The sequence below is a fragment of the Bacillus sp. 05T31 genome (assembly GCF_056396725.1).
In genome coordinates this window covers 14521-37947 of sequence record NZ_JBFTMA010000001.1, presented here as the reverse complement: position 1 = coordinate 37947, position 23427 = coordinate 14521, and the positions used below count along the sequence as shown (strand labels likewise).

At 36.0% G+C, this 23427-nt stretch carries 30 protein-coding genes and 1 pseudogene; 20 read left to right on the top strand and 11 right to left on the bottom strand.

Features of this window, described 5'->3' with window-relative positions; all coding sequences use genetic code 11:
• Window positions 1-148, bottom strand: a pseudogene (locus AC1DJR_RS00225) (ribonuclease J); the annotation flags it as partial.
• A gap of 4 nt (window positions 149-152) precedes the next feature.
• Complete coding sequence (locus tag AC1DJR_RS00220; RefSeq protein ID WP_000576436.1) at window positions 153-365, bottom strand: DNA-dependent RNA polymerase subunit epsilon; 213 nt, start codon at window positions 363-365, stop codon at window positions 153-155.
• 548 nt (window positions 366-913) lie between these two features.
• On the opposite strand from AC1DJR_RS00220, the gene AC1DJR_RS00215 reads away from it, so the two are divergent.
• Complete coding sequence (locus AC1DJR_RS00215) at window positions 914-1687, top strand: Cof-type HAD-IIB family hydrolase (protein ID WP_002014845.1); 774 nt, start codon at window positions 914-916, stop codon at window positions 1685-1687.
• Window positions 1688-1749: 62 nt separating this feature from the next.
• On the opposite strand, the gene def is transcribed toward AC1DJR_RS00215, so the two are convergent.
• The gene (gene def, locus AC1DJR_RS00210; RefSeq protein WP_002014846.1) at window positions 1750-2304 is read right to left on the bottom strand and encodes a peptide deformylase; all 555 of its coding nucleotides are present in this window, start codon (window positions 2302-2304) and stop codon (window positions 1750-1752) included.
• 167 nt (window positions 2305-2471) lie between these two features.
• Window positions 2472-2621 (bottom strand): YjcZ family sporulation protein, encoded by a 150-nt coding sequence (locus AC1DJR_RS00205; protein ID WP_002014847.1) that lies wholly within the window; start codon window positions 2619-2621, stop codon window positions 2472-2474.
• A gap of 513 nt (window positions 2622-3134) precedes the next feature.
• Between AC1DJR_RS00205 and pdhA the strand changes: the two genes are divergently transcribed.
• The 5 genes from pdhA to AC1DJR_RS00180 all read left to right on the top strand — a co-directional run bounded on the left by pdhA (window position 3135) and on the right by AC1DJR_RS00180 (window position 8475).
• Window positions 3135-4250, top strand: a complete 1116-nt coding sequence (gene pdhA, locus AC1DJR_RS00200; protein WP_000536893.1) for a pyruvate dehydrogenase E1 component subunit alpha — start codon at window positions 3135-3137, stop codon at window positions 4248-4250.
• Between the two features lie 3 nt (window positions 4251-4253).
• Window positions 4254-5231 carry a pyruvate dehydrogenase complex E1 component subunit beta gene (pdhB, locus tag AC1DJR_RS00195; protein WP_477001828.1) on the top strand — a complete coding sequence of 326 codons (978 nt, stop codon included), beginning with the start codon at window positions 4254-4256 and terminating at the stop codon, window positions 5229-5231.
• Window positions 5232-5324: 93 nt separating this feature from the next.
• Entirely contained in the window at window positions 5325-6617 is a 1293-nt protein-coding gene (gene pdhC / locus AC1DJR_RS00190; protein ID WP_002033838.1) for a pyruvate dehydrogenase complex dihydrolipoyllysine-residue acetyltransferase, read from the top strand.
• Between the two features lie 5 nt (window positions 6618-6622).
• Window positions 6623-8035 (top strand): dihydrolipoyl dehydrogenase, encoded by a 1413-nt coding sequence (gene lpdA, locus AC1DJR_RS00185; RefSeq protein ID WP_002014851.1) that lies wholly within the window; start codon window positions 6623-6625, stop codon window positions 8033-8035.
• A gap of 212 nt (window positions 8036-8247) precedes the next feature.
• A complete protein-coding gene (locus AC1DJR_RS00180; RefSeq protein ID WP_002088334.1) occupies window positions 8248-8475 on the top strand; it encodes a hypothetical protein in 228 nt (75 codons plus the stop codon).
• Between the two features lies 1 nt (window position 8476).
• Here AC1DJR_RS00180 and AC1DJR_RS00175 read toward each other — a convergent pair whose 3' ends face one another.
• Window positions 8477-8869 carry a DUF1885 family protein gene (locus AC1DJR_RS00175; RefSeq protein ID WP_002014853.1) on the bottom strand — a complete coding sequence of 131 codons (393 nt, stop codon included), beginning with the start codon at window positions 8867-8869 and terminating at the stop codon, window positions 8477-8479.
• Between the two features lie 134 nt (window positions 8870-9003).
• On the opposite strand from AC1DJR_RS00175, the gene AC1DJR_RS00170 reads away from it, so the two are divergent.
• The 4 genes from AC1DJR_RS00170 to AC1DJR_RS00155 all read left to right on the top strand — a co-directional run bounded on the left by AC1DJR_RS00170 (window position 9004) and on the right by AC1DJR_RS00155 (window position 9985).
• On the top strand, window positions 9004-9300 hold the full coding sequence (locus AC1DJR_RS00170) for a DUF3055 domain-containing protein (RefSeq protein ID WP_429686799.1): 297 nt from the start codon (window positions 9004-9006) through the stop codon (window positions 9298-9300).
• A 195-nt stretch (window positions 9301-9495) separates the two neighbouring features.
• Window positions 9496-9624: a GapA-binding peptide SR1P gene (locus AC1DJR_RS00165; protein WP_000536778.1), complete on the top strand. Its 129-nt coding sequence runs from the start codon at window positions 9496-9498 to the stop codon at window positions 9622-9624.
• A 59-nt stretch (window positions 9625-9683) separates the two neighbouring features.
• Window positions 9684-9812, top strand: a complete 129-nt coding sequence (locus tag AC1DJR_RS00160; protein WP_002033839.1) for a GapA-binding peptide SR1P — start codon at window positions 9684-9686, stop codon at window positions 9810-9812.
• Window positions 9813-9856: 44 nt separating this feature from the next.
• The gene (locus tag AC1DJR_RS00155) at window positions 9857-9985 is read left to right on the top strand and encodes a GapA-binding peptide SR1P (protein WP_000536785.1); all 129 of its coding nucleotides are present in this window, start codon (window positions 9857-9859) and stop codon (window positions 9983-9985) included.
• A 36-nt stretch (window positions 9986-10021) separates the two neighbouring features.
• Here AC1DJR_RS00155 and AC1DJR_RS00150 read toward each other — a convergent pair whose 3' ends face one another.
• On the bottom strand, window positions 10022-10852 hold the full coding sequence (locus tag AC1DJR_RS00150) for a protein-glutamine gamma-glutamyltransferase (RefSeq protein ID WP_429686800.1): 831 nt from the start codon (window positions 10850-10852) through the stop codon (window positions 10022-10024).
• Window positions 10853-11471: 619 nt separating this feature from the next.
• Complete coding sequence (speA, locus tag AC1DJR_RS00145; RefSeq protein ID WP_002142966.1) at window positions 11472-12944, bottom strand: arginine decarboxylase; 1473 nt, start codon at window positions 12942-12944, stop codon at window positions 11472-11474.
• A gap of 383 nt (window positions 12945-13327) precedes the next feature.
• Between speA and AC1DJR_RS00140 the strand changes: the two genes are divergently transcribed.
• A complete protein-coding gene (locus AC1DJR_RS00140) occupies window positions 13328-13597 on the top strand; it encodes a UPF0223 family protein (RefSeq protein ID WP_002066915.1) in 270 nt (89 codons plus the stop codon).
• Window positions 13598-13677: 80 nt separating this feature from the next.
• Here AC1DJR_RS00140 and AC1DJR_RS00135 read toward each other — a convergent pair whose 3' ends face one another.
• Window positions 13678-14304 carry a YktB family protein gene (locus AC1DJR_RS00135; RefSeq protein ID WP_429686801.1) on the bottom strand — a complete coding sequence of 209 codons (627 nt, stop codon included), beginning with the start codon at window positions 14302-14304 and terminating at the stop codon, window positions 13678-13680.
• Between the two features lie 205 nt (window positions 14305-14509).
• On the opposite strand from AC1DJR_RS00135, the gene AC1DJR_RS00130 reads away from it, so the two are divergent.
• Complete coding sequence (locus AC1DJR_RS00130) at window positions 14510-14698, top strand: hypothetical protein (RefSeq protein WP_002121995.1); 189 nt, start codon at window positions 14510-14512, stop codon at window positions 14696-14698.
• Between the two features lie 88 nt (window positions 14699-14786).
• Window positions 14787-15578: an inositol monophosphatase family protein gene (locus AC1DJR_RS00125; RefSeq protein ID WP_477001827.1), complete on the top strand. Its 792-nt coding sequence runs from the start codon at window positions 14787-14789 to the stop codon at window positions 15576-15578.
• A 43-nt stretch (window positions 15579-15621) separates the two neighbouring features.
• Here the strand turns inward: AC1DJR_RS00125 and AC1DJR_RS00120 are convergent, their stop codons facing one another.
• Window positions 15622-15801 (bottom strand): DUF5325 family protein, encoded by a 180-nt coding sequence (locus AC1DJR_RS00120; RefSeq protein WP_000400127.1) that lies wholly within the window; start codon window positions 15799-15801, stop codon window positions 15622-15624.
• 140 nt (window positions 15802-15941) lie between these two features.
• Between AC1DJR_RS00120 and typA the strand changes: the two genes are divergently transcribed.
• The 3 genes from typA (at window position 15942) to AC1DJR_RS00105 (ending at window position 18537) form a co-directional block, all read left to right on the top strand.
• Window positions 15942-17786, top strand: a complete 1845-nt coding sequence (typA, locus tag AC1DJR_RS00115; RefSeq protein WP_477001826.1) for a translational GTPase TypA — start codon at window positions 15942-15944, stop codon at window positions 17784-17786.
• A 158-nt stretch (window positions 17787-17944) separates the two neighbouring features.
• A complete protein-coding gene (locus tag AC1DJR_RS00110; RefSeq protein WP_429686803.1) occupies window positions 17945-18247 on the top strand; it encodes a YlaH-like family protein in 303 nt (100 codons plus the stop codon).
• A 14-nt stretch (window positions 18248-18261) separates the two neighbouring features.
• Window positions 18262-18537, top strand: coding sequence for a hypothetical protein (locus AC1DJR_RS00105; protein ID WP_429686804.1), 276 nt, complete (start codon window positions 18262-18264; stop codon window positions 18535-18537).
• Window positions 18538-18572: 35 nt separating this feature from the next.
• On the opposite strand, the gene AC1DJR_RS00100 is transcribed toward AC1DJR_RS00105, so the two are convergent.
• The gene (locus AC1DJR_RS00100) at window positions 18573-18773 is read right to left on the bottom strand and encodes a YlaI family protein (protein ID WP_477001825.1); all 201 of its coding nucleotides are present in this window, start codon (window positions 18771-18773) and stop codon (window positions 18573-18575) included.
• A 145-nt stretch (window positions 18774-18918) separates the two neighbouring features.
• Between AC1DJR_RS00100 and AC1DJR_RS00095 the strand changes: the two genes are divergently transcribed.
• Together AC1DJR_RS00095 and AC1DJR_RS00090 are read left to right on the top strand one after the other, a co-directional pair.
• Entirely contained in the window at window positions 18919-19374 is a 456-nt protein-coding gene (locus AC1DJR_RS00095) for a PNPOx family protein (RefSeq protein WP_002014791.1), read from the top strand.
• Between the two features lie 246 nt (window positions 19375-19620).
• Window positions 19621-20949, top strand: a complete 1329-nt coding sequence (locus AC1DJR_RS00090) for a PhoH family protein (protein ID WP_429691789.1) — start codon at window positions 19621-19623, stop codon at window positions 20947-20949.
• Between the two features lie 49 nt (window positions 20950-20998).
• On the opposite strand, the gene AC1DJR_RS00085 is transcribed toward AC1DJR_RS00090, so the two are convergent.
• Entirely contained in the window at window positions 20999-21496 is a 498-nt protein-coding gene (locus AC1DJR_RS00085) for a peptidyl-prolyl cis-trans isomerase (RefSeq protein ID WP_477001824.1), read from the bottom strand.
• Window positions 21497-21646: 150 nt separating this feature from the next.
• On the opposite strand from AC1DJR_RS00085, the gene AC1DJR_RS00080 reads away from it, so the two are divergent.
• Both AC1DJR_RS00080 and AC1DJR_RS00075 read left to right on the top strand, forming a co-directional pair.
• Complete coding sequence (locus tag AC1DJR_RS00080; RefSeq protein WP_000135698.1) at window positions 21647-21934, top strand: Fpa/YlaN family protein; 288 nt, start codon at window positions 21647-21649, stop codon at window positions 21932-21934.
• Window positions 21935-22060: 126 nt separating this feature from the next.
• Complete coding sequence (locus tag AC1DJR_RS00075; protein ID WP_429686805.1) at window positions 22061-23239, top strand: FtsW/RodA/SpoVE family cell cycle protein; 1179 nt, start codon at window positions 22061-22063, stop codon at window positions 23237-23239.
• The last annotated feature ends 188 nt before the right edge of the window (window positions 23240-23427 follow it).

Sequence of the window (23427 nt, the reverse complement as noted above, 5' to 3'; positions counted from 1 at the left end):
TCCCGAGGAGTTCGTCTTCTGGAAATTTAATTCCAGCATCAATTATAATAATTTCATCTTGAAATTGAACAGCATATGTATTTTTACCGATTTCACCAAGACCACCGAGGGCAAAAACGGCAGCTTGATCATTTTTTAGGAATTTCATATGACTATACGATCTCCGCTAATATTAAATCAGCGTTTTGTTTTTCATATTCAAGATGAGCACCAGTAACAGACTGAACGAACTCGATATTATATGCGAACTTATTTAATTTTTTACGAACATCCTTTTGAGACGTAGCCTCTAAATATAAAACTTTTGTATTTTCACGTACTGGGACCTCAGTTAATTTTTCTTGATAAAATACTTTAAAAATCATTGGGAAAACCTCTCCTTGTCTATGTTTTGCATTATCTGTTACTTATTATAAAGCAAACAGTCACGATTTTCATGTTTTTTCGAATGAGAATGAAGAAAAAGCCCGAAATGGGCACAATTTAAGCGATTGTCTTCTTACGGACTAAATCGTTTAAATAACGCTTGAGCTTTTTCTTCAGCTTCTTCAGCATGATTACTCCTTCCTTTCCTTATTTAAAACATGCATATTACTAATGATAACTCTGTCTCCCATACAAGAAAGAAGATTAGAAGTGAATAGTGAATCTTGTTCTTTTTAGTATAGTGTAAGTTATCTTGTAGTAACGATTAGTAGCCGTTAGTTATAGATATAGTATGAGGAAGAATAGAAAAGAAAATTCATCCGAACAAGTATCCACATTTTTTCACTAATAGTATATGCACATTTCATAAATAAGGTCAGAAAGTGAACGCTTTCTTCACAGATGTTTAATATGTTATACTTTTTTTTGAAATTTGAAAAGTGATAATCAAAATAGGAATATAGAGTGCCAGAAAGGATTTTGACAAATGAATGATAAAATTGTCTTTTTTGATATTGATGGAACATTATTAGATCATGATAAGAAAATTCCGCAATCTACAAGAGATGCAGTAAGAGATTTACAAGAAAAAGGTGTGCATGTAGCGATTGCGACAGGGCGTGCGCCATTTATGTTTGAAGATATTCGTGAGGAACTCAATATACATAATTATGTTAGTTTTAACGGGCAGTATGTTGTATTTGAGGATGAGGTATTATTTAATAATCCATTACATCCTGATGCTCTACATAAGTTTACTCAGTTTGCAAAACAAGAAGGATATCCACTTGTATATCTTGACCATCAAGAAATGAGAGCGTCAGTGGAATATCATGATTATGTAAAAGAAGGTTTTGGAAGCTTACAATTCGAGCATCCGGCATATGAACCTGATTTTTATGAGAAACGCGATATTTATCAAACGCTTCTTTTTTGTGAAGTAAACGAAGAAGAAAAGTTTATTCATCATTATCCAGATTTTCATTTTATACGCTGGCATGCATATTCAATGGATATTATCCCTAATGGTGGTTCTAAGGCAAAAGGGATTGAGAAGTTTATTGAGAAAATAGGATTTAATCGTGAACAAGTATATGCATTTGGGGACGGATTAAATGATTTAGAAATGATTGAAGCAGTAGGAACGGGCATTGTGATGGGGAATGGTCATGAGGATTTGAAAAAACTTGCTAATTATGTGACAAAAGATGTTAATGAAGACGGTATTTATCACGGATTAAAGTGGGCTGGCTTGTTATAAATAAGTGTGGAACCCATTTCATATAATAAAAAGGCGGAAGATTAACTTCCGCCTTTTTACTATTATCGCTCGAGAGGTTTTGAATCATCGGGAGCCACAAATGGATTGTCTTTATTAATATGGTCATAGAACATAACACCGTTTAAATGGTCGATTTCATGTTGGAATACAATTGCTGGTAAACCTTTTAATCGCAGTTTTACGTCTTCACCGTTAATCGTTGTTGCCTTTACTGTAATTCTCGTGTAACGAGGGACATAACCAGGTACTTCACGGTCTACAGATAGACAGCCTTCACCATTTTGTAAATATGTACGTTCAACAGAATGACTAATGATTTTTGGGTTAAATAATGCGTAGCTATATAACGTATCGTTCGTATCAGTTACATGAACCGCAATCATTTTCTTTGAAATACCGATTTGCGGAGCTGCTAATCCGATTCCGGGGCGTAAATTATATTTTTCAGCCATTTCAGGGTCCTGGCTATTTATTACAAATTCAATCATTTCTTTAAGAGTATTTGTATCTTCCTCGCTAGCAGGTAAGGAGACCTCTTCTGCGACGTCGCGCAAAATAGGATTTCCTTCACGAATTACCTCATTCATTGTAAGCATATGTAATCTCTCCTTTCTCCTTTAGTCTACCAAAGGAGATAAAAAAAGTCATCGGCAAGTAAGGAAGAGCCACTTGGAAACAAATCTTCTACAGATAAGTTATGTAATAAAAAGAAAAGACGGCAAAGCCGTCTGTTTCTTTCCATAGTTGTTTCATTTTACATTAATTAGCGAATGCAAGCAGCACCAACGATAATTAAAAGGATAAACAACACAACGATTAAGGCGAAGCCGCTTCCAGATCCGCCACAAGAACCGCCATAACCGTAGGAAGGATATGAACAAGTTGTTGGATAGCAATATGAGTATCCGTACATGAGATGACCTCCTTTATCATTTCCCGCTAATACTGCGGTTACTATAATGTATGGAGGAATGATCAGAAATGTATAGGTATTTACCTATAAAAGGAAGAAGTGTTTGTATAATTTTCTTGAGAAGAGAGAAAAACTAAGGAGAATTAAATCGTTTACATATTATTCTAAGAGAAAAAATAAGTTAAAAAGGGAATAATATAACAGCAGGTTATTGCTTACTAATACAGATGTGAAAAATAAAAACACGTTTGTGTAGAGGAAACCGGCATATTATTTATAAAAAAACGTATTCAAAGTAATTGACATCGTAATTAGAATAGTTGTAAACTAAAAAACGTGATCAAGATTGTATTAATATGTTTTTGAAAAAACATTAGTACAGATTGTTAGGTACACAAAATTATTCTCAACCGACAAACAAATTTGTTGGTTTACATTGTTGCGCTTTCAGTCTAGCTAATAGATAGTGAAAGCGTTTCAGAATATGGTTCAAGAGAGGAAGAGGTGAACGGAATGGGTACTAAAACAAAAAAGACCCTATTTAATGTTGATGAGCAAATGAAAGCTATCGCAGCTCAATTTGAAACATTACAAATTTTAAATGAAAAAGGCGAAGTTGTGAATGAAGCAGCTATGCCTGAATTATCTGATGATCAATTAAAAGAATTAATGCGCCGTATGGTGTATACTCGCGTACTAGATCAACGTTCTATTTCTTTAAACCGTCAAGGACGTTTAGGTTTCTACGCACCAACTGCTGGACAAGAGGCTTCTCAATTAGCAAGTCATTTCGCACTTGAAGCAGAAGATTTCATCTTACCAGGATATCGTGACGTTCCACAATTAGTGTGGCACGGTCTACCATTATACCAAGCATTCTTATTCTCTCGTGGACATTTCATGGGTAACCAAATGCCTGAGAATGTAAATGCACTTGCTCCACAAATCATTATCGGTGCGCAAATCATCCAAACTGCTGGTGTTGCGTTAGGTATGAAATTACGTGGTAAAAAATCTGTTGCAATTACTTACACTGGTGACGGTGGTGCTTCACAAGGTGACTTCTACGAAGGTATGAACTTTGCGGGTGCATTCAAAGCTCCAGCAATCTTCGTTGTACAAAACAACCGTTATGCAATCTCTACTCCAGTAGAAAAGCAATCTGCAGCTAAAACTGTAGCACAAAAAGCAGTAGCAGCAGGTATTTACGGAATTCAAGTAGACGGTATGGATCCATTAGCTGTATACGCAGCAACTGCTTTCGCTCGTGAGCGCGCAGTAAATGGTGAAGGTCCTACTTTAATCGAGACTTTAACATTCCGTTATGGTCCACATACAATGGCTGGTGATGACCCAACTCGTTACCGTACAAAAGATATCGAAAACGAATGGGAACAAAAAGATCCAATCGTACGCTTCCGTGCATTCTTAGAAAACAAAGGCCTATGGTCTCAAGAAGTTGAAGAGAAAGTTATCGAAGAAGCAAAAGAAGATATCAAACAAGCAATTGCTAAGGCTGACCAAGCTCCAAAACAAAAAGTTACTGATTTAATGGAAATCATGTACGAAAAAATGCCTTACAACTTAGCTGAACAATATGAAATTTACAAAGAAAAGGAGTCGAAGTAAGCCATGGCTCAAATGACAATGATTCAAGCAATCACTGATGCTTTACGCGTTGAAATGAAAAATGATCCTAACGTACTTGTGTTTGGTGAAGACGTTGGTGTAAACGGCGGAGTATTCCGTGCTACTGAAGGTTTACAAGCTGAATTCGGTGAAGATCGTGTAATGGATACTCCACTTGCAGAGTCTGGTATTGGTGGACTTGCAGTTGGACTTGCACTTGAAGGCTTCCGTCCAGTTCCAGAAATCCAATTCTTCGGTTTCATTTATGAAGTAATGGATTCAGTTTCTGGTCAATTAGCTCGTATGCGTTACCGTTCTGGTGGACGTTGGACTGCTCCAGTAACAATTCGTTCTCCATTCGGTGGTGGTGTTCATACTCCTGAACTACATGCTGATAGCTTAGAAGGATTAGTGGCACAACAACCTGGTCTAAAAGTTGTTATTCCATCTACTCCATACGATGCAAAAGGTCTTTTAATCTCTGCGATTCGTGACAACGATCCAGTTATCTACTTAGAGCATATGAAATTGTACCGTTCATTCCGTCAAGATGTACCAGAAGGTGATTACACAATTGATTTAGGCAAAGCTGACATCAAACGTGAAGGTACAGATGTATCTGTTATCGCTTATGGTGCTATGGTTCATGCTGCATTAAAAGCTGCTGAAGAACTTGAAAAAGAAGGTATCTCTTTAGAGGTTGTTGACTTACGTACAGTTCAACCATTAGATATCGAAACAATCATCGCTTCTGTTGAAAAAACAGGCCGCGTAGTTGTAGTTCAAGAAGCTCAAAAACAAGCTGGTATTGCAGCTAACGTTGTAGCGGAAATTAACGACCGTGYAATCTTAAACTTAGAAGCTCCAGTTGTACGTGTTGCAGCTGCTGATACAGTATTCCCATTCTCTCAAGCTGAGAGCGTATGGTTACCAAACCATAAAGATATTGTTGAAGCTGTTAACAAAGTAATGAACTTCTAATTTTTAGTTTTTCATGTGCAAAAGAAATCAGCACATGCTGGTTTCTTTTGTACATATTCCATAATAATGAAATGAATCAGGGGGCTGAATTCCGTGGCATTTGAATTTAAACTACCAGATATCGGTGAAGGTATCCACGAAGGTGAAATCGTAAAATGGTTTATTAAACCAGGCGATGAAGTAAATGAAGACGATGTACTTCTTGAAGTACAAAATGATAAAGCAGTAGTAGAAATCCCTTCTCCTGTTAAAGGTAAAGTACTTGAAGTACTTGTAGAAGAAGGAACAGTTGCAATTGTAGGAGATACATTAATTAAATTTGATGCTCCTGGATACGAAAACCTTAAATTTAAAGGTGACGATCATGATGAAGCTCCAAAAGCTGAAGAAGCAGCAGTAGAAGCTCCAGCAGCGGAAACTACTCCAGCAGCAACTGCAGAAGTAGTAAATGAGCGAGTAATCGCTATGCCATCTGTTCGTAAATATGCTCGTGAAAAAGGTGTAGATATTCATAAAGTAGCTGGTTCTGGTAAGAACGGCCGTGTTGTGAAAACTGACATCGATGCATTTGCAAATGGTGGACAAACTGTAGCAGCAACTGAGGCTCCAGCAGCAGTAGAAGCTACTCCAGCAGCAGCAGCGAAAGAAGAAGCACCAAAAGCACAACCAATCCCAGCTGGTGAATATCCAGAAACTCGTGAGAAAATGAGTGGTATCCGTAAAGCGATTGCGAAAGCAATGGTTAACTCTAAGCATACAGCTCCTCACGTAACATTAATGGATGAAGTAGATGTAACAGAACTTGTTGCTCACCGTAAGAAGTTCAAAGCTGTTGCAGCTGACAAAGGTATTAAATTAACTTACCTTCCATACGTTGTAAAAGCTTTAACATCTGCATTACGTGAATTCCCAATGTTGAATACTGCTTTAGACGATGCTTCTCAAGAAATCGTTCATAAACATTACTTCAACATCGGTATCGCAGCTGATACAGACAAAGGTCTATTAGTACCAGTTGTTAAAGATACAGATCGTAAATCTATCTTTACTATYTCTAACGAGATCAATGAACTTGCTGGTAAAGCACGTGATGGTCGTTTAGCTCCAACTGAAATGAAAGGTGCTTCTTGCACAATTACAAACATTGGTTCTGCAGGTGGACAATGGTTCACTCCAGTTATCAATCACCCAGAAGTAGCAATCCTTGGTATCGGCCGTATCGCTGAGAAACCAGTTGTGAAAAACGGTGAAATCGTTGCAGCTCCAGTATTAGCATTATCTCTAAGCTTTGACCATCGTTTAATTGACGGCGCAACTGCTCAAAAAGCATTAAACCAAATTAAACGTCTATTGAATGACCCACAATTATTAGTAATGGAGGCGTAATAACAATGGTAGTAGGAGATTTCCCAATTGAATTAGATACAGTCGTTGTTGGTGCAGGTCCTGGTGGATACGTTGCGGCAATTCGTGCAGCACAATTAGGTCAAAAGGTAGCGATTATTGAAAAATCTAACCTTGGTGGCGTATGCTTAAACGTTGGATGTATTCCTTCAAAAGCGTTAATCAATGCAGGTCATCGTTATGAGAATGCAATGCATTCTGATGACATGGGTATCACTGCAGAGAACGTAAAAGTTGACTTTACAAAAGTTCAAGAATGGAAAAACGGCGTAGTTAAGAAATTAACTGGCGGTGTTGAAGGCCTTCTTAAAGGTAACAAAGTTGAAATCATTCGCGGTGAAGCTTACTTCGTAGATGCTAATACATTACGCGTAATGACTGAAGATGCAGCACAAACTTATACGTTTAAAAATGCTGTTCTTGCAACTGGTTCTACACCAATCGAAATTCCAGGATTCAAATACTCTAAACGTGTTATCAACTCTACAGGCGCTTTAAGCTTACCTGAAATTCCTAAAAAACTTGTTGTAATCGGCGGCGGTTACATCGGTATGGAATTAGGTACTGCATATGCTAACTTCGGTACAGAAGTTACTGTAGTAGAAGCTGGCGACGAAATCTTAGCTGGTTTCGAAAAAGCTATGAGCTCTGTTGTTAAACGTGCTCTACAGAAAAAAGGTAACGTAAATATCCATACAAAAGCTATGGCTAAAGGCGTTGAAGAAACAGAAACTGGCGTAAAAGTTAGCTTTGAAGTTAACGGTGAAATCCAAACTGTAGAAGCAGATTACGTATTAGTAACTGTAGGTCGTCGTCCAAACACTCAAGAAATCGGTCTTGAGCAAGTTGGAATTAAAATGACTGACCGTGGCATTATCGAAATTGATGAGCAATGCCGTACAAATATTTCAAACATCTATGCAATCGGTGATATCGTTCCTGGACCACCATTAGCTCACAAAGCTTCTTACGAAGGTAAAGTAGCTGTTGAAGTAATTAGTGGCCATGCATCAGCAATCGATTACATCGGAATTCCTGCAGTATGCTTCACTGATCCAGAATTAGCATCTGTTGGTTACACTAAGAAACAAGCTGAAGAAGCAGGAATGACAGTAGCTGTATCTAAGTTCCCATTCGCTGCAAACGGTCGTGCGTTATCATTAAACAGCACTGACGGTTTCTTACAACTTGTAACGCGTAAAGAAGATGGTCTTCTTGTAGGTGCACAAGTTGCAGGTGCAGGTGCTTCTGATATTATCTCTGAGATTGGTTTAGCTATCGAAGCTGGAATGACAGCTGAAGATATCGCTCAAACAATCCATGCTCACCCAACATTAGGTGAAATCACAATGGAAGCAGCTGAAGTTGCTCTTGGAATGCCAATTCACATTGTAAAATAATTTAAGTAATGTAAATACCCCATCTCTTATTTAAAGAGATGGGGTATTTTTATTTTCATAAAATGACTTGCAAGGTCTTTATATGTACTTGTCGAATGAATATATAATACTTTAAATGAACCGTTAGCATATATGCCGTTATATAATATGTAATTGATTCAAACTTAATCCCATATATTAATAAAATAGAGCATGTCAAAGGAGAAGGTTCCATGAGAATATTACATGTTATATTTTATCATTTTCTATTATGGAGTGGTTTTTCCATTGTATTAACATTATCGAATGGTGATAAGTTTCATTATAAAGTAATTCTCTTTTTCGTATTTCTTTATTTGGCATATGTGATTGCATGTTTTGTATTACACGTAAGAAAGCAGGCATTATTCCTTACGTGTTCAAATTGCATACTTTTTTTAATCATATTCTCTATTTTTTAAATTAACGTTTATAGAAATACATTGTTCTTCCATTAAATAGTTGTAACTCTCCTTCTAATTTCTTCGCTAGAAAACGGCTAAATTCATTTGCTTTTCCTTTATCACCAAATGTTGCTGTAGTAGGCAAAGAAACCTGAATAAAAGATTGTTCCTTTTCTATTCCAATCCCAACATAAATAGAATCATATCGATCGTGACTCGATTGGAGTTTTAATGTTGTTGCTGATGTATCTAATATTTCATAAGGAAAAGCTGTATTTGTATAAGCATAATTAATTTGATCACCAGTCTTGGAAGTAACGGTTTTATAGTTATGAAAAAGGTGTTTAACATCTTCTATTGAAACAGATTGTTGATTGGATTTAGGTACAAGTGTGATAAAGGCGTGTTGCATACAAATTCCCCCTTAGCTTAGTAGAATAATATCATTCTACATCCTACTGAATTTTTTGACAATTAAAAGGAGTATTACTTTTTTTGTTTAATATATTAATGAGTAGGAAGTGTTATTTAGAAAGGTGGAAACTCATGTTTGAAAAATTGTATGATGAGCATGAAAGTGTGAAGGTACGATTTTTAGGATTTATGACGAATGATACACGTTATGATTTTGGGGTTATTTATACAAATATGTTTTTTGGAAAGCCACTTATTGTTTGTATGCAAACAGGGAGATCTACTTTGCTTGGGAGAGATGATGTAGAAAATGTTCCATATATACAGGAAACTTTTAAGTTAGGATCGGAAGAGGAGGCGGAGGAGTTAGCTCAATTTTTTAAATTTCTTGTTCCGTCTACTTCTTTGCATGCGGAGTATGAAGAATAATTAACAAGAAACAGTCGTACGTATGAGATATGGCTGTTTTTTTGTGTTAATATCGCATACTAATTTAATTTTAAAATATTTAATGTGTTATACTAAAAACCTATTGACGTAAAAAGTATAACATATTAAAATAAAGACAGAAAGTTAAGCGGTTACAAAAGTTTTTGGGATTATAAACTTAGGGGGAAATGAAAAATGGGAACAATCGTATGTCAAGATTGTGAAGGTACAATTGCACACTTCGAGGATGAGAAAGTAACGGTACTTTACGGGAAATGTGGATCTTGCGGATGTGATCACACAGAACATACAAAAGCCCAATAATTGATAGGAAATTGACAGCTAAAAGTTTTTAGGACCATAAACTTAGGGGGAAATGAAAAATGGGAACAATCGTATGTCAAGTTTGCGAAGGAACAATCGGACATTTTGAGGATGAGAAAACGACAGTACTTTATGGGAAATGTGGTTCCAATTGTGACTGTGCTAGTAGAGACAATGCGAAAGCTTAATCATATATAAGTAGATTATTCTTAAAAATCAGGGGGAAATGAAGATGGGAACAATCGTATGCCAAGTTTGTGAAGGAACAATCGCACATTTTGAAGATGAAAAATCAACAGTACTTTATGGGAAATGTGGATCTCATTGCGAATGTGACCATAAAGAACATACAAAAGCTTAATAATTAAGAAAAACGCCTACACATGTAGGCGTTTTTTTAATAGATTGTAGTTGTATGTCCGACTGTTGCAACAATTGCATCATCTCTAATAGGAATAAATCCAATTGATGTTTGTGGCGTGTTAGGAGGGGCATATTGACTCATCATACGGCTATCAATACGAGTAATAAAATCGGTTAAATAAGCTGAAATAAAAGCATAAGGGATCCTTCGTTCATTTAATGAATAAATAATTTCCTCTTTCGTTTTTACGCCTACGCCATGTCCGTAAAAAAAGAAGTTTCCTAGATAGATTGTATTTTCTCCTTGCCACTCAATCGTAGCTGGATTAACTTGTGGGTTTTTAAAGTAAACGAGGTCACCTGGAACGATATCGCCACTCGTTTTTGTTATGAGCTTTAAGTCGCGATCGTAGTCCCATGTATAAAGTAAGAGGTTTGCGAATAGACGGTTGAAAGTTTTTTCCTCATATAATGGTAGTAATGCTTTGTAAAAAATGATAATCATTGCGGTGGCACATTCAGTTCCATATAGTTTTCCGTTTTTAAAAATATCTTGGATGGCAATGGAAGGGGCTATGTTTGGGAGTAGTTGAAATCCGCCAAGTGATGTTCTTTCCCAAAACTGAGGGTTGCAAAAAGATTGTTGAAACGTACGAAACTGAAATCCACTTTGAAAAAGTTCTAGCGCGGAAGTAATAATATTAACTCGTAAATTAAGATCAAAGCTGAGTTCATCGGCTGTTCGGAAGGAATAAACTTCTTGATTTCCCGCCATTATGGATAAAATCTGTTGTTTTTCAGCTGCAAATGGCTCATATTCATTTGTGATATAAGGGTGTACAATAGAACGGCCTATCACAATCATAATGGTATCCCCACCTATACGTTACAGATTTCGCGATACGGGAAAGCCTATATTGGACTTTAGACATAGGATGAAAGTATCGCTTTTTCATAGAAAAACATTTATCCCGCTATTTGCGGGCAGTAAGAATTCCACCTCAAAATTCGGCTAGAGCCCTGCTACCCGTAAACGCCCGATTGGTGAAGGCTAATAATCAGTGGGGATGAACAAAACCCCACTGATTAAAGTTTCACTTTATATTTTGGTAGACTTTAACTACAGACAAGTACAAGTCTTTAAAACGCCAATGTGTTCTTTGAAAAAAGATAGCATAGGGAGTTCGATAGCCGAATTCAAGCTATCGGTAAAATGATATGTGTCGTCAAGAACAAGACGCTAAAACACCTGAACACGAATCTGTACGGTATGGTATAAGTACCGTAGCTCACGAACCTATACGGTCTGTTGTGAGAGTGGTGATGGCACACCGCAATCTTGCACGTCAGCGATACCAAAAATGGACTTCGCCTTAGGTAGCAAGAATCCCACTGATGTTAGTCAGCTTGCCCCATTAGGGTGGGAATGTCAAATTCTTTAGTATCGTATGAAAAAAAGAGAAAAAAGGTGAAAGAAAAGCCTATCAACTGATAGGCTTGTACTCTTTAATAACACGTAATGTTTGTAATGTCATATCTTCAGGACCTTGTACAGGTAACCCAGCTTCTAAATTTTTAAGAATATACTCTAAGTTATCTTGTGTAATAATTTCCCCCGGAGTAAAGATTGGAATCCCTGGCGGATAAACCATAACAAAATCAGCTATAATACGACCTGCTGCGTTTTCAAATGGAATGACTTCTGTTTCTGAATAAAAAGCATCTCTAGGAGAAAGTGCTAGCACAGGTATTTCAGGTATTTCTACTTGTACTTGAACACCTTTGTCTGCTCTATTTCTATATGTTGCTGCTAAATCTTGTAATGCTGTAATAAGTGTATCTGTTTCACTTTCTGTATCTCCAAATGTGATAAGACAAAGTATGTTATATAAATCAGAGAGTTCTACTTCAATGTTGTAATGTTCTCTAAGCCATACTTCAGCCTGATGGCCTGTAATACCTAAATCTTTTACAGATACAATTATCTTTGTAGGATCATAGTTAAAAGTAGCATCTGTTCCTAGCATTTCTTTTCCAGGACAATAAAGATGCTCAATAACATTTATAGCATCACGAACATGCTCAGCTAATTGTATTGTTTGTTCTATGAGAGCTGTTCCTTCTGTAGCAAGACGTTTTCTAGCAACATCAAGGGATGCTAACAAAATGTAAGAAGTTGATGTAGTCGTAAGCATGCTAATAATGGATTGGACATGCTTTACGTTCACAAGACCTTCTTTTACATTAAGAATAGAGCTTTGGGTTAAAGACCCACCTAATTTGTGAACACTTGTTGCTGCCATATCTGCACCTGCTTGCATAGCTGATATGGGTAGTTCATCATGAAAATGGATATGAACACCGTGAGCCTCATCAACAAGTACAGGAATATCGTAAGAATGAGCTAATTCTACAATCTGCTCTAAATCTGCAGCAAACCCAAAATATGTTGGATTTATAACAAGTAAGCCTTTCGCATCTGAGTGCTCTTCAAGAGCCTTTTTGACAGATTGAATTGTGATCCCATGTGAAATACCGAGCTTCGGATCAATCTCAGGATGCATGAAAATTGGTTTTGCACCTGAGAAAATAATAGCTGACATTACTGATTTATGCACATTCCGTGGCACGAGGATTTTATCCCCAGGACCGCACACGCTCATCACCATTGTCATAATTGCACCACTTGTACCTTGAATAGAAAAGAACGTATGATCCGCACCGAAAGCAGCGGCTGCTAAATCCTGTGCTTCTTTAATCATACCTTTTGGATGATGTAAATCATCGAGCGGCGCAATATTAATTAAATCAATTGCTAATGCATTATGCCCAATAAATTCGCGAAATGTAGGATCCATGCCCTGTCCTTTTTTATGACCAGGAATATGGAATTGAACTGGATTTCGCTTACTGTGCTCAACTAAAGCGGTAAACAATGGTGTTTCGTATTGGGACAATCTATACACCCCTTCTTCTTCGTAATATTTATTAGAGTTTGTTTTATATGATTTCATCTCATTCTAAAAGGAAATTAAGATGACAAACTTTTAGAACTTGACTTGTTTTTCTGCCATTCGCAAAAGCCTTTTTGGGGATGGTAGTCTCACTTTATTCTCTATAAAACAAAAGCATTATATCACCAATAATTATAGATGTATAGAAAAATCGCATTTTCAAGGTGAGTATGTTTAATAGTTATATTTTAAATACTGCAAAGAGGAAGACAATTCCATTGAAATGGATAAATGGTGTATAATGCAGAGTGGCTATAGTGAAGAATAAAAGGTTTTCTTAAAGGTAGCATAATGGAAAAAGAAAGAATACTGAATGAGGTGCAAAAATGGAATATCAATATCCACTTGATTACAATTGGTCAAATGAAGAAATGGTAGCAGTTGTAAAGTTTTATGAAGCGATTGAAAAGGTATACGAAAAAGGAGTTTTGAGAGAAGATTTGATGGAATTATATCGTCGTTTTAAAGAGATTGTGCCATCGAAGGCAGCGGAGAAAAAAATTGATAAAGAATTTCAAGAAGTAAGTGGATATTCTATATATCGTACGATTCAAAAAGCAAAGGAAGTAGCAGAAAAAAAGATTGTTAAAATGTAAAAATATTTTGAAAAATAAAATATGAAGTGCTATAATGTGATAACAACTAAAAACGGACAATATAAATTGTCCGTTTTCTACTATCGATTACAAAGTGCATATAAAGGAAGGAGTGGTTGCATCGTAGATTCAATCTTAGCAAGGAATTGTTCGTTGGTCATTGCTGAAAACTCCTCTGGTGATATATGAATACCGACTAATAACTCTGCTTTTTTCACAGTAGCTAAACGTTCAATCATCTTTTGTAAGTCTTCCGTTTCAAGCGTTTTATGTAGTTTTACACCTGGTTTAGTATGGTCAATGGACCAAACGAAGTCATTTGGAATATTTGTTTTTAAATCATTTAAATGTTCTAAGAAGGCGTGAGCCGTCTCCACTTTTTGTGGACACTCATAGATTAAACCAAAGTATATGAAGGCGTGAGTACCCCATAAACCAATTTGAAAGTGTGGTAACATTTTATATCCACGTTTATTTGTTGAAAAAGCAACCCAAGTATCGTTTGGTGGATTGACTTTGCGGCGTGCATGTTTTGCTACATGGTAGAAAAAGTTTTCATCAGTTTGTTGTGATAAATATTCTGCAAACTGTTCCCCTAAAGCGTCTAGCTTAGGATGAATATTCGTTTTAATTGCGCTCATTCGTTCTTCGAGACCATCAACAGTAAAGACTTCAAAATCAGTGGATGTGAATGTTTGTAGTGTCATGATTGTTCCTCCAACTCCTATTTTGTTTTAATTTTAGCATAGCTTGTACTATTCATAAAAAAAACAGCACAAAAAAAATTAAATAAAAAAATATAATTTTGTTGCATAGATGATTTATCCAACATAGTATAGTATAAAACAAAAAATCAGAAAATTGAATCAATTCTAGTCCGAGGGCAGACGAATATTGGGAGGAGGCAAAAAAATGAGACAGGTGATTAATGCGTTAAAGAGAACAGATGCTGAAAAGAGAATTCCGGTGCTACGTTTGGAGCTAGATTATGAATTAGCAACTTTATATGATGCGATGATGGATAACGACAAACAGAAAAAAGAAGAGTGCGTACAAAAATTAGAAGTGTTAAGACTTGAAATGATCCGTTTAGAAGCGTAATAATAGTATATGTATAAATAATTAGTTGGTGCGAACCTTATAAAGGGTTCGTTTTTTCTGTGAACAGTATAGATCGGAGTGTTTAAACATGCAAGAAGTATGGAAAGACATCGATACACACGCGAAACAGTGGATTCGAGAAGCTGGAGAACATTTWATGGCATCACTGAAAAAAACACTTATTATAGAAACAAAGTCAAATGCAGCTGATCTAGTAACAAACATGGACCGAGAAACGGAGCAGTTTTTAATTGGGAAAATTAAAGAAACATTCCCRSMTCATAATATTTTAGGAGAAGAAGGCTACGGAGATGAGATTACCTCTTCTAATGGGGTTGTTTGGTTAATTGATCCAATTGACGGCACGATGAACTTTGTTCATCAAAAAAGGAATTTCGCAATCTCAATCGGGATTTATGAGAACGGTATCGGAAAGATTGGTCTTATTTATGATCCGGTTCATGATGAACTATATCATGCGGTAAAGGGAGAAGGGGCTTTTTGCAATGATTTAGCTATTCCCATGTTGGAAAAAGGAACGGTAGAGCATGGAATTATAGCTTTGAATGCGATATGGCTTACTGATAATCCATTGCTTAATACGGAAAAAATGATGATGCTCGTTAAGAAGGCGAGAGGTACGAGGTCATATGGTTGTGCAGCGTTAGAAATGGTATATGTTGCAACGGGAAGATTAGATGCATATGTAACACCGCGCTTATCTCCATGGGACTTTGGCGGGGGACAGATTATTGTAGAGGAAGTTGGCGGTAAAGTGGCAACATTCTTGGGAACGCCTCTTTCTATTGTAGAGAAAAGCAGTGTGTTAGTTGCAAAACCAGGAGTATACGAAGAATTATTACCATTTGTATCGCAATAATGAAAAAAGTAAGAGGCATAAAGAAGCTTCTTACTTTTTAATGTTATTGCGATTTACGCATTTTTCTTTTTGTTACAAAACCGTATCCAACTGTAACAAATGTGCCGATAATGCAAATAATAATGCCGATGGGACTATTTTCAGCAATCATAATTCCGATACCAATTAAGAAGATAACACCGATAATTGCTGTTAATAAAAAGCGATATTGAATGTGTTCCATTTCTTCACCCTCCAATCTTATTTTACTTTCACAAAAGTAAGAATACAACTATATTTTCATTCTTGATTTTATTTTGATTGCCATTGTATCCCCTTCGCTCTTATAATAGAGAAGGATTAAAAAGACATTAGGAGTTGGACATGTTGAAAAAACGACAAGATTTACGAAATATAGCAATTATTGCCCACGTTGACCATGGTAAAACAACACTTGTTGACCAGTTATTACGTCAAGCGGGGACGTTCCGTGCGAATGAACATATTGAAGAACGCGCAATGGACTCAAATGATCTAGAAAGAGAACGTGGTATTACAATTTTAGCGAAGAATACTGCGATTCACTATGAAGATAAAAGAATTAACATTTTAGATACACCTGGTCACGCTGACTTCGGTGGAGAAGTAGAACGTATCATGAAAATGGTTGATGGTGTTCTACTTGTARTTGATGCATATGAAGGTTGTATGCCACAAACACGATTTGTTTTAAAGAAAGCTCTTGAGCAAAACTTAACTCCAATCGTTGTTGTAAACAAAATTGACCGTGACTTCGCTCGCCCTGATGAAGTAGTTGATGAAGTAGTTGACTTATTCATCGAACTTGGTGCAAACGAAGATCAATTAGAGTTCCCAGTTGTATTTGCATCAGCAATGAACGGAACAGCAAGCTTAGATTCAAATCCAGCAAATCAAGAAGAGAATATGAAATCATTGTTTGACACAATCATTGAACATATTCCAGCACCAATTGATAACAGCGAAGAGCCACTTCAATTCCAAGTAGCACTTCTTGATTACAATGACTATGTTGGTCGTATCGGGGTTGGACGCGTATTCCGTGGTACAATGAAAGTAGGACAACAAGTTGCATTAATGAAAGTTGACGGAAGTGTAAAACAATTCCGTGTAACTAAATTATTTGGTTACATTGGATTAAAACGTCAAGAAATTGAAGAAGCAAAAGCTGGAGATTTAGTAGCTGTTTCAGGTATGGAAGACATTAACGTAGGTGAAACGGTATGTCCGGTTGAGCATGAAGAAGCTTTACCATTATTACGTATTGATGAGCCAACACTACAAATGACATTCCTTGTAAATAACAGCCCATTTGCAGGTCGTGAAGGTAAATTCATTACATCTCGTAAAATTGAAGAGCGTCTTCGTTCACAATTAGAAACAGATGTAAGTTTACGTGTAGATAATACAGATTCTCCTGATGCATGGATCGTATCTGGACGCGGGGAATTACATTTATCTATCTTAATTGAAAACATGCGTCGTGAAGGTTATGAACTACAAGTATCTAAGCCAGAAGTAATTATTAAAGATGTTGATGGCGTAAGATCTGAGCCTGTAGAGCGCGTACAAATCGATGTGCCTGAAGAATACACTGGTTCTATTATGGAATCAATGGGTGCACGTAAAGGTGAAATGTTAGATATGGTGAATAACGGAAATGGTCAAGTTCGCCTTACTTTCATGGTTCCGGCACGTGGTTTAATTGGTTACACAACAGAATTCCTAACATTAACTCGTGGTTACGGTATTTTAAACCATACATTTGATTGCTACCAACCAGTACATGCTGGACAAGTGGGTGGACGTCGCCAAGGTGTTCTAGTTTCACTTGACACAGGAAAAGCATCACAATATGGTATTATGCAAGTTGAAGATCGCGGTGTAATCTTCGTTGAACCAGGTACAGAAGTATATGCTGGTATGATCGTTGGAGAACATACACGTGAGAATGATTTAACAGTTAACGTTGTAAAAATGAAACAACAAACTAACATTCGTTCTGCGACGAAAGATCAAACTTCATCAATGAAAAAACCACGCTTAATGACTTTAGAAGAGTCATTAGAGTACYTAAACGATGATGAGTTCTGTGAAGTAACTCCAGAATCAATTCGTCTACGTAAAAAGATTCTTGATAAGAGTGAGCGCGAAAGAGCTGCTAAGAAAAAGAAATCTGTWGAAGCGTAAAAATAAAAAAACAACTACCTTTATAAAAGGTAGTTGTTTTTTTATTTTGTTTATTTTTAGAATATTTATTCTTTTTTGTGGACAGTATTTTTTTTGCGAGTTACTCTTGTATTAAGTACATAAAGAAAATTTGTTTTTATGAGAAGGGAGGAAAGATAGTGTTAGAAAGAATGTCATTTTTCGCGAAATTGTGCAAAGTTGATGAAAATCCAGAACTAGGGATGTGGTTACTTTATGGAACAATTATTATATTGAGTGCACTTGTATATAATTTAGGATTTGCAAGGAAGCTATCATTGCTAAAAAATATAGTAATATACATATCTTTAGCAATTGGATGCACGGTATTAACTTTCTTTGCAGTTTTTTTACCAGTTGGAGAGGGGCTCGTTGTAGCGGCGATTGTACTTGGAATTTATAGATTACGTTTACGTCAAGCGAAACAACAAAAAGCAGGATAAAAAGGGGGAGTTTCATGCGCTCGGTACAAGATGCACTATATAATTGGTTAACAATTAAAACKGTTGCGGAAGCRCGTCCAGATGATAGAGCTGCACAAGAAACGTATGTATTATTTCGAAATATGATATATGAAGAGCATAAATTACGAAATGTAGAAGTGGAAAAGAACGAGGAAATGTATTTAATTACATATGAATTTGATGGAGAAATAAGGTGTGCAAGATTTCCAGTAGAAGCAATTGATTGTTTTTTGGATCAGATGAATCGTGAACCAGAAAAATACAAATAAGTCCTTATCTATATGATTAAGGACTTATTTACGGTTTACCAATCGTCTTCTACTTTTTTATCACGATATAATCGGAAATTACCACTTGCATGGCGTTCCATAGTACGCTCTGCAATGCGTTCCGTACATTCCATGCACATATATGTATGAATAGGGCGATTACGCAGTTTTTTTGCCATAGGATTTTCGTCATCTAACATATCTTTTTTATCACAAATCATACATYTGACTCTCATTTCGTCACCTCAATACGAATTCTATCAGTATAAGTATATCATGGAAGCATAATGTTTTTGAATAATAGCGGGAAAAAATAATATTTTCGCAATTCGAAAAATAGGTTATGATAAGGATATATAAATAATATTTGGAGGTGGAAATATGGCGAATGTAGTTGAGCCTACATTGACAGGTGATTTAGTACAATCTTTGCGTAAAGAGTGTATCGTTATGATAGCAACAACAGATTTCGAAAAACAAATTCCTAACGTAAGTGCTATTTCTTGGGTATATGCAGTGAGTGAAACTAGTATTCGATTTGCGGTAGATCAACGCTCACGTATTGTGGGGAATATACGGCATAGTGCAGGGGTTGTATTGACTATAATGGCGAATGAATCCGTATTTTCCATAAGTGGTGAAAGTGAAATTTTAACAGATAGAATGGAAGGGATTCCTCTAAAATTAACGGTAGTAGAAGTGAATGTACAAGAAGTTCGAGATGTTATGTTTTATGGTGCGAAACTTGCTACTGAACCAACATATGAAAAAACATATGATCTTCGAGCAGCTAAAAAGCTTGATAACCAAGTATTAGTAGGAATGAAAGAATTATAAAGAAGATGAATAGGAACATCGTTCATAAACTTTTACAAGTGAGTATTGTGATTTAATGTGAAAAATTATAATAAAAAGTAATATATTGAATAGAAATGAATAAAAAATAAAGAAAAGGTTTAATTTCTATGAGTTTCGATTCTACCTCGTTTTTACGGTACATATAATTATAACAATGGTTCGTCCATATTTTATGGATGAAACCCTTGTTCTACAAATTTAAAAGTGGAGTCAGGGGGTAACAGGTTGGATAAAATTTATGTGTTAGATACGAATGTACTTTTGCAGGATCCTTTATCTATTTTTTCATTTGCAACAAATGAAGTAGTGATTCCAGCAGTTGTATTAGAAGAGGTTGATTCGAAAAAACGTTATATGGATGAAGTAGGACGAAATGCTCGCTATGTATCTAAGTTAATCGACAAATTTCGCGAAATAGGAAAACTGCATGAAAGTATTCCGTTAGAAAACGGCGGTACATTTCGTATTGAATTAAATCATCGCTCATTTGTTCAACTGCAAGATATTTTTGTAGAAAAAACAAATGATAATCGAATTTTAGCGGTAGCGAAAAACCTCTCTTTAGAAGAACAAGAAAAAGAGGACGGGAAATCAGTTATTTTAGTAAGTAAAGATGTACTCGTAAGGGTAAAAGCTGATGCAATCGGATTGCAGGCCGAAGATTATTTAAGTGACCGAGTAATCGAAGTGGAAAATATATATTCAGGATTTTTAGAAGGGTATATATCAAAAGAACAGTTAGATTATTTTTATGAAAAAGGTGAACTRCCTTTATCTGAAATCGCAAATCATCCTTTTTATCCAAATCAGTTTGTTGTAATGAAAGATGCACTAGGGGGTTCTAGTTCTGCACTTGGGATTGTGGATCATTTAGGTAAGAAGGTAAAAAAACTTATTTTTCACAATGAACAAGTGTGGGGGATACGCCCACGAAACGTGCAGCAAATTATGGGATTAGAATTGCTACTTCGGGAAGATATTCCACTTGTAACGTTAACAGGGAAAGCCGGTACAGGAAAAACGTTACTCGCATTAGCTGCGGGACTAATGCAAACGGAAGATTTAGGGTTATATAAAAAACTACTTGTCGCGAGACCAATTGTACCGGTAGGGAAAGATATAGGCTATTTACCAGGAGAGAAAGAGGAAAAATTAAGACCGTGGATGCAGCCGATTTTTGATAATCTAGAGTATTTATTCAATACGAAAAAGCCTGGGGAGCTAGATGCTATTTTAGCTGGGATGGGTTCGATTGAAGTAGAAGCGCTTACCTATATACGCGGGAGAAGTATTCCAGACCAATTCATTATAATTGACGAGGCACAAAATTTAACGAAGCATGAAGTAAAGACGATATTAACAAGGGTAGGCGAAAAAAGTAAGATTGTATTAATGGGGGATCCTCAGCAAATTGATCACCCGTATTTAGATGAATATAATAACGGTTTAACATATGTTGTAGAGAAGTTTAAAGAAGAACGTATTAGTGGTCATGTAAAGTTTGTTAAAGGAGAGCGTTCTAATTTAGCACAACTAGCAGCGGATTTATTATAAAAAGGAGTGAGCTTAAGCTCACTCCTTTTTTGCCTTTTAATTATACAATTTAAATGATTGTAAATTTACGGATGTTAMGAATCGGATTTTGTCTATTAGATCCATCATGGAAATATAGATGAACAGGCCCGTCTTCTCGTAATGGTTTACCTTCTTTTGAAAAACCGAGAATAGCTTTATGGGCTGTTTCTAACGGAAGTGTAATTGTATTGTCTGTGGTTTCAATTTCGACATGAGTAGCATCTTCTAAAATTTCAGCATTTTTTAGAAATGGATGAAGTGGTATGCCAAATGTCCCGTTAATAAGCTGTTCTTTTTTATATTTCTTTACACTTTGTTGTATTGGCGGGAAGGCAGCACCATCACGGATTTCGCGATCCCAATGCTCTGAAGTATGTTTTAAGTATGTTTCTAATTCGGATGATTCTTCTCTAGTTTCATCAAAGTAGGTTGTCAAATCTATTTTTCGATCATCGAAAATCCATACAGTTGGATCGATAGTGATTGAAAAACGAACTTTTCCATTAATAAATAAAATTTCGCTCATTGTTGTTCCCCCATTTGTGTTATACTCCCACTTTTCAGTATAATAGTATTAGACACTGTTGTCACAAAAAATGTTTCTATTGCAATTTATTAAAACTATCGCTAATATTAATAGATATGAGAGAGTAGGACGGAAACGGAGGGAATCAATTTGGCGTCTGAGACAGTATCAAATCATCAGGAAAAGGCACTAGCCCTTCTACAAGCGGATGCAGAGAAGATTTTAAGACTTATTAAGGTACAAATGGACAATCTTACAATGCCGCAATGTCCATTATATGAAGAAGTATTAGACACACAAATGTTTGGACTATCCCGCGAGGTCGATTTTGCGGTTCGCCTTGGTCTTATTGCAGAAGAACAAGGGAAAGCAATGTTAGGAGAGCTCGAACGTGAGTTGTCTGCACTTCATGAAGCATTTACAAACAAACAACAATAACGGGTTCAAATAAGGGGGGCTCAAACTGAAATAGTTTGGGCTTTTTATTTGTATAATAAAGAAGGAAGAACCTATATACATATGGAATACAACAATAATTAAATTGAAACAGAAAGAGGAAATGAAATGAAAAAAGTATGGAAATCGATGGATTATTCATTATTACTTCCTCTTGTTATCTTATGTGTGTTGGGAGTTATAATGGTATATAGTTCTAGTTCCATTGTTGCGATTTCGAAGCATGGAAAACCAGCGGATTTCTTTTTTAATAGGCAAGTATTTACTCTAGCTATTGGAATGGTAATGTTAGCGGTTATTATTGCTATTCCTTATACACTTTGGAGAAAGCGAATCGTTTTGATTGCAATGGGAGTAGGGAGTATTGGCCTATTAGCAGCAGCTTTGCTTTTTGGTAAGGTCATAAATGGTGCAAGAGGATGGATATTAGGCATACAACCAGCTGAGTTTGTAAAAATAACGATTATTATTATATTAGCTCGTTTTTTTGCAAGAAGACAAGAGACAGATACACCTGTTTTTAAAGGATCGGGACTTACGCTTGGTTTTGTTGGATTGGCAATGTTTTTAATTTTAAAGCAAAATGACTTAGGTACCGATTTGTTAATTGCGGGAACGGTAGGAATTATGTTTCTTTGTTCGGGAGTCCGGATTAACTTATGGATTAAACGAATTGTTTTAACTTCTATAGTATGGATTCCGGCGCTATATTTTCTCGGGAATTATGCATTAAGTAAGTACCAAAAAGCTCGGTTTTCAGTTTTTCTTGATCCATTTAACGATCCTCAAAATGATGGGTTCCAATTAATAAATTCTTTTATTGGAATTGCTTCAGGAGGGCTAAATGGYMGAGGGTTAGGGAACAGTGTGCAAAAATATGGATACTTACCAGAACCGCAAACAGATTTTATTATGGCAATTATATCTGAAGAGCTTGGTTTTATAGGTGTAGCTGTCATTTTAATCTGTTTGTTACTTATTATTGTTCGGGCATTTAGGGTTGCACAAAAGTGCAAAGATCCGTTTGGAAGTTTAATAGCAATTGGAATTGCAAGTTTGTTTGGAGTTCAAACTTTTATAAATGTCGGTGGTATGTCTGGGTTAATACCGCTTACAGGGGTACCATTACCGTTTGTAAGTTATGGTGGTAGTTCTTTATTGGCTAATTTACTTGCAATGGGCATATTATTAAATATTGCTAGTCAAGTAAAACGACAAGAGAAACAACAAAATGAAATGACTAAAGAAATAGAACAAGGTGGACCACATCTTGTAGTTGTAAAATAAAAACACATTGTGCTGTAGAGCACAATGTGTTTTTTGATTTAAAGTAAATTCGAATGTGATATATCATTTCGGTTTTTTATTCTAAAATTATATCGCATTTAAGTAAATGTGATATACAATTAAGTTGTTAGAAAAGGAAGAGGTATGCTATACTATTTTTGTGAAACAAATTGATCAGAAAACTTATC

Coding starts and splice junctions, on each gene's coding strand:
- AC1DJR_RS00220 (WP_000576436.1), bottom strand. CDS start 365: ATGATTTTTAAAGTATTTTATCAAGAAAAATTAACTGAGGTCCCAGTA.
- AC1DJR_RS00215 (WP_002014845.1), top strand. CDS start 914: ATGAATGATAAAATTGTCTTTTTTGATATTGATGGAACATTATTAGAT.
- def (WP_002014846.1), bottom strand. CDS start 2,304: ATGCTTACAATGAATGAGGTAATTCGTGAAGGAAATCCTATTTTGCGC.
- AC1DJR_RS00205 (WP_002014847.1), bottom strand. CDS start 2,621: ATGTACGGATACTCATATTGCTATCCAACAACTTGTTCATATCCTTCC.
- pdhA (WP_000536893.1), top strand. CDS start 3,135: ATGGGTACTAAAACAAAAAAGACCCTATTTAATGTTGATGAGCAAATG.
- lpdA (WP_002014851.1), top strand. CDS start 6,623: ATGGTAGTAGGAGATTTCCCAATTGAATTAGATACAGTCGTTGTTGGT.
- AC1DJR_RS00180 (WP_002088334.1), top strand. CDS start 8,248: ATGAGAATATTACATGTTATATTTTATCATTTTCTATTATGGAGTGGT.
- AC1DJR_RS00175 (WP_002014853.1), bottom strand. CDS start 8,869: ATGCAACACGCCTTTATCACACTTGTACCTAAATCCAATCAACAATCT.
- AC1DJR_RS00170 (WP_429686799.1), top strand. CDS start 9,004: ATGTTTGAAAAATTGTATGATGAGCATGAAAGTGTGAAGGTACGATTT.
- AC1DJR_RS00165 (WP_000536778.1), top strand. CDS start 9,496: ATGGGAACAATCGTATGTCAAGATTGTGAAGGTACAATTGCACACTTC.
- AC1DJR_RS00160 (WP_002033839.1), top strand. CDS start 9,684: ATGGGAACAATCGTATGTCAAGTTTGCGAAGGAACAATCGGACATTTT.
- AC1DJR_RS00155 (WP_000536785.1), top strand. CDS start 9,857: ATGGGAACAATCGTATGCCAAGTTTGTGAAGGAACAATCGCACATTTT.
- AC1DJR_RS00150 (WP_429686800.1), bottom strand. CDS start 10,852: ATGATTGTGATAGGCCGTTCTATTGTACACCCTTATATCACAAATGAA.
- AC1DJR_RS00140 (WP_002066915.1), top strand. CDS start 13,328: ATGGAATATCAATATCCACTTGATTACAATTGGTCAAATGAAGAAATG.
- AC1DJR_RS00135 (WP_429686801.1), bottom strand. CDS start 14,304: ATGACACTACAAACATTCACATCCACTGATTTTGAAGTCTTTACTGTT.
- AC1DJR_RS00130 (WP_002121995.1), top strand. CDS start 14,510: ATGAGACAGGTGATTAATGCGTTAAAGAGAACAGATGCTGAAAAGAGA.
- AC1DJR_RS00120 (WP_000400127.1), bottom strand. CDS start 15,801: ATGGAACACATTCAATATCGCTTTTTATTAACAGCAATTATCGGTGTT.
- AC1DJR_RS00095 (WP_002014791.1), top strand. CDS start 18,919: ATGGCGAATGTAGTTGAGCCTACATTGACAGGTGATTTAGTACAATCT.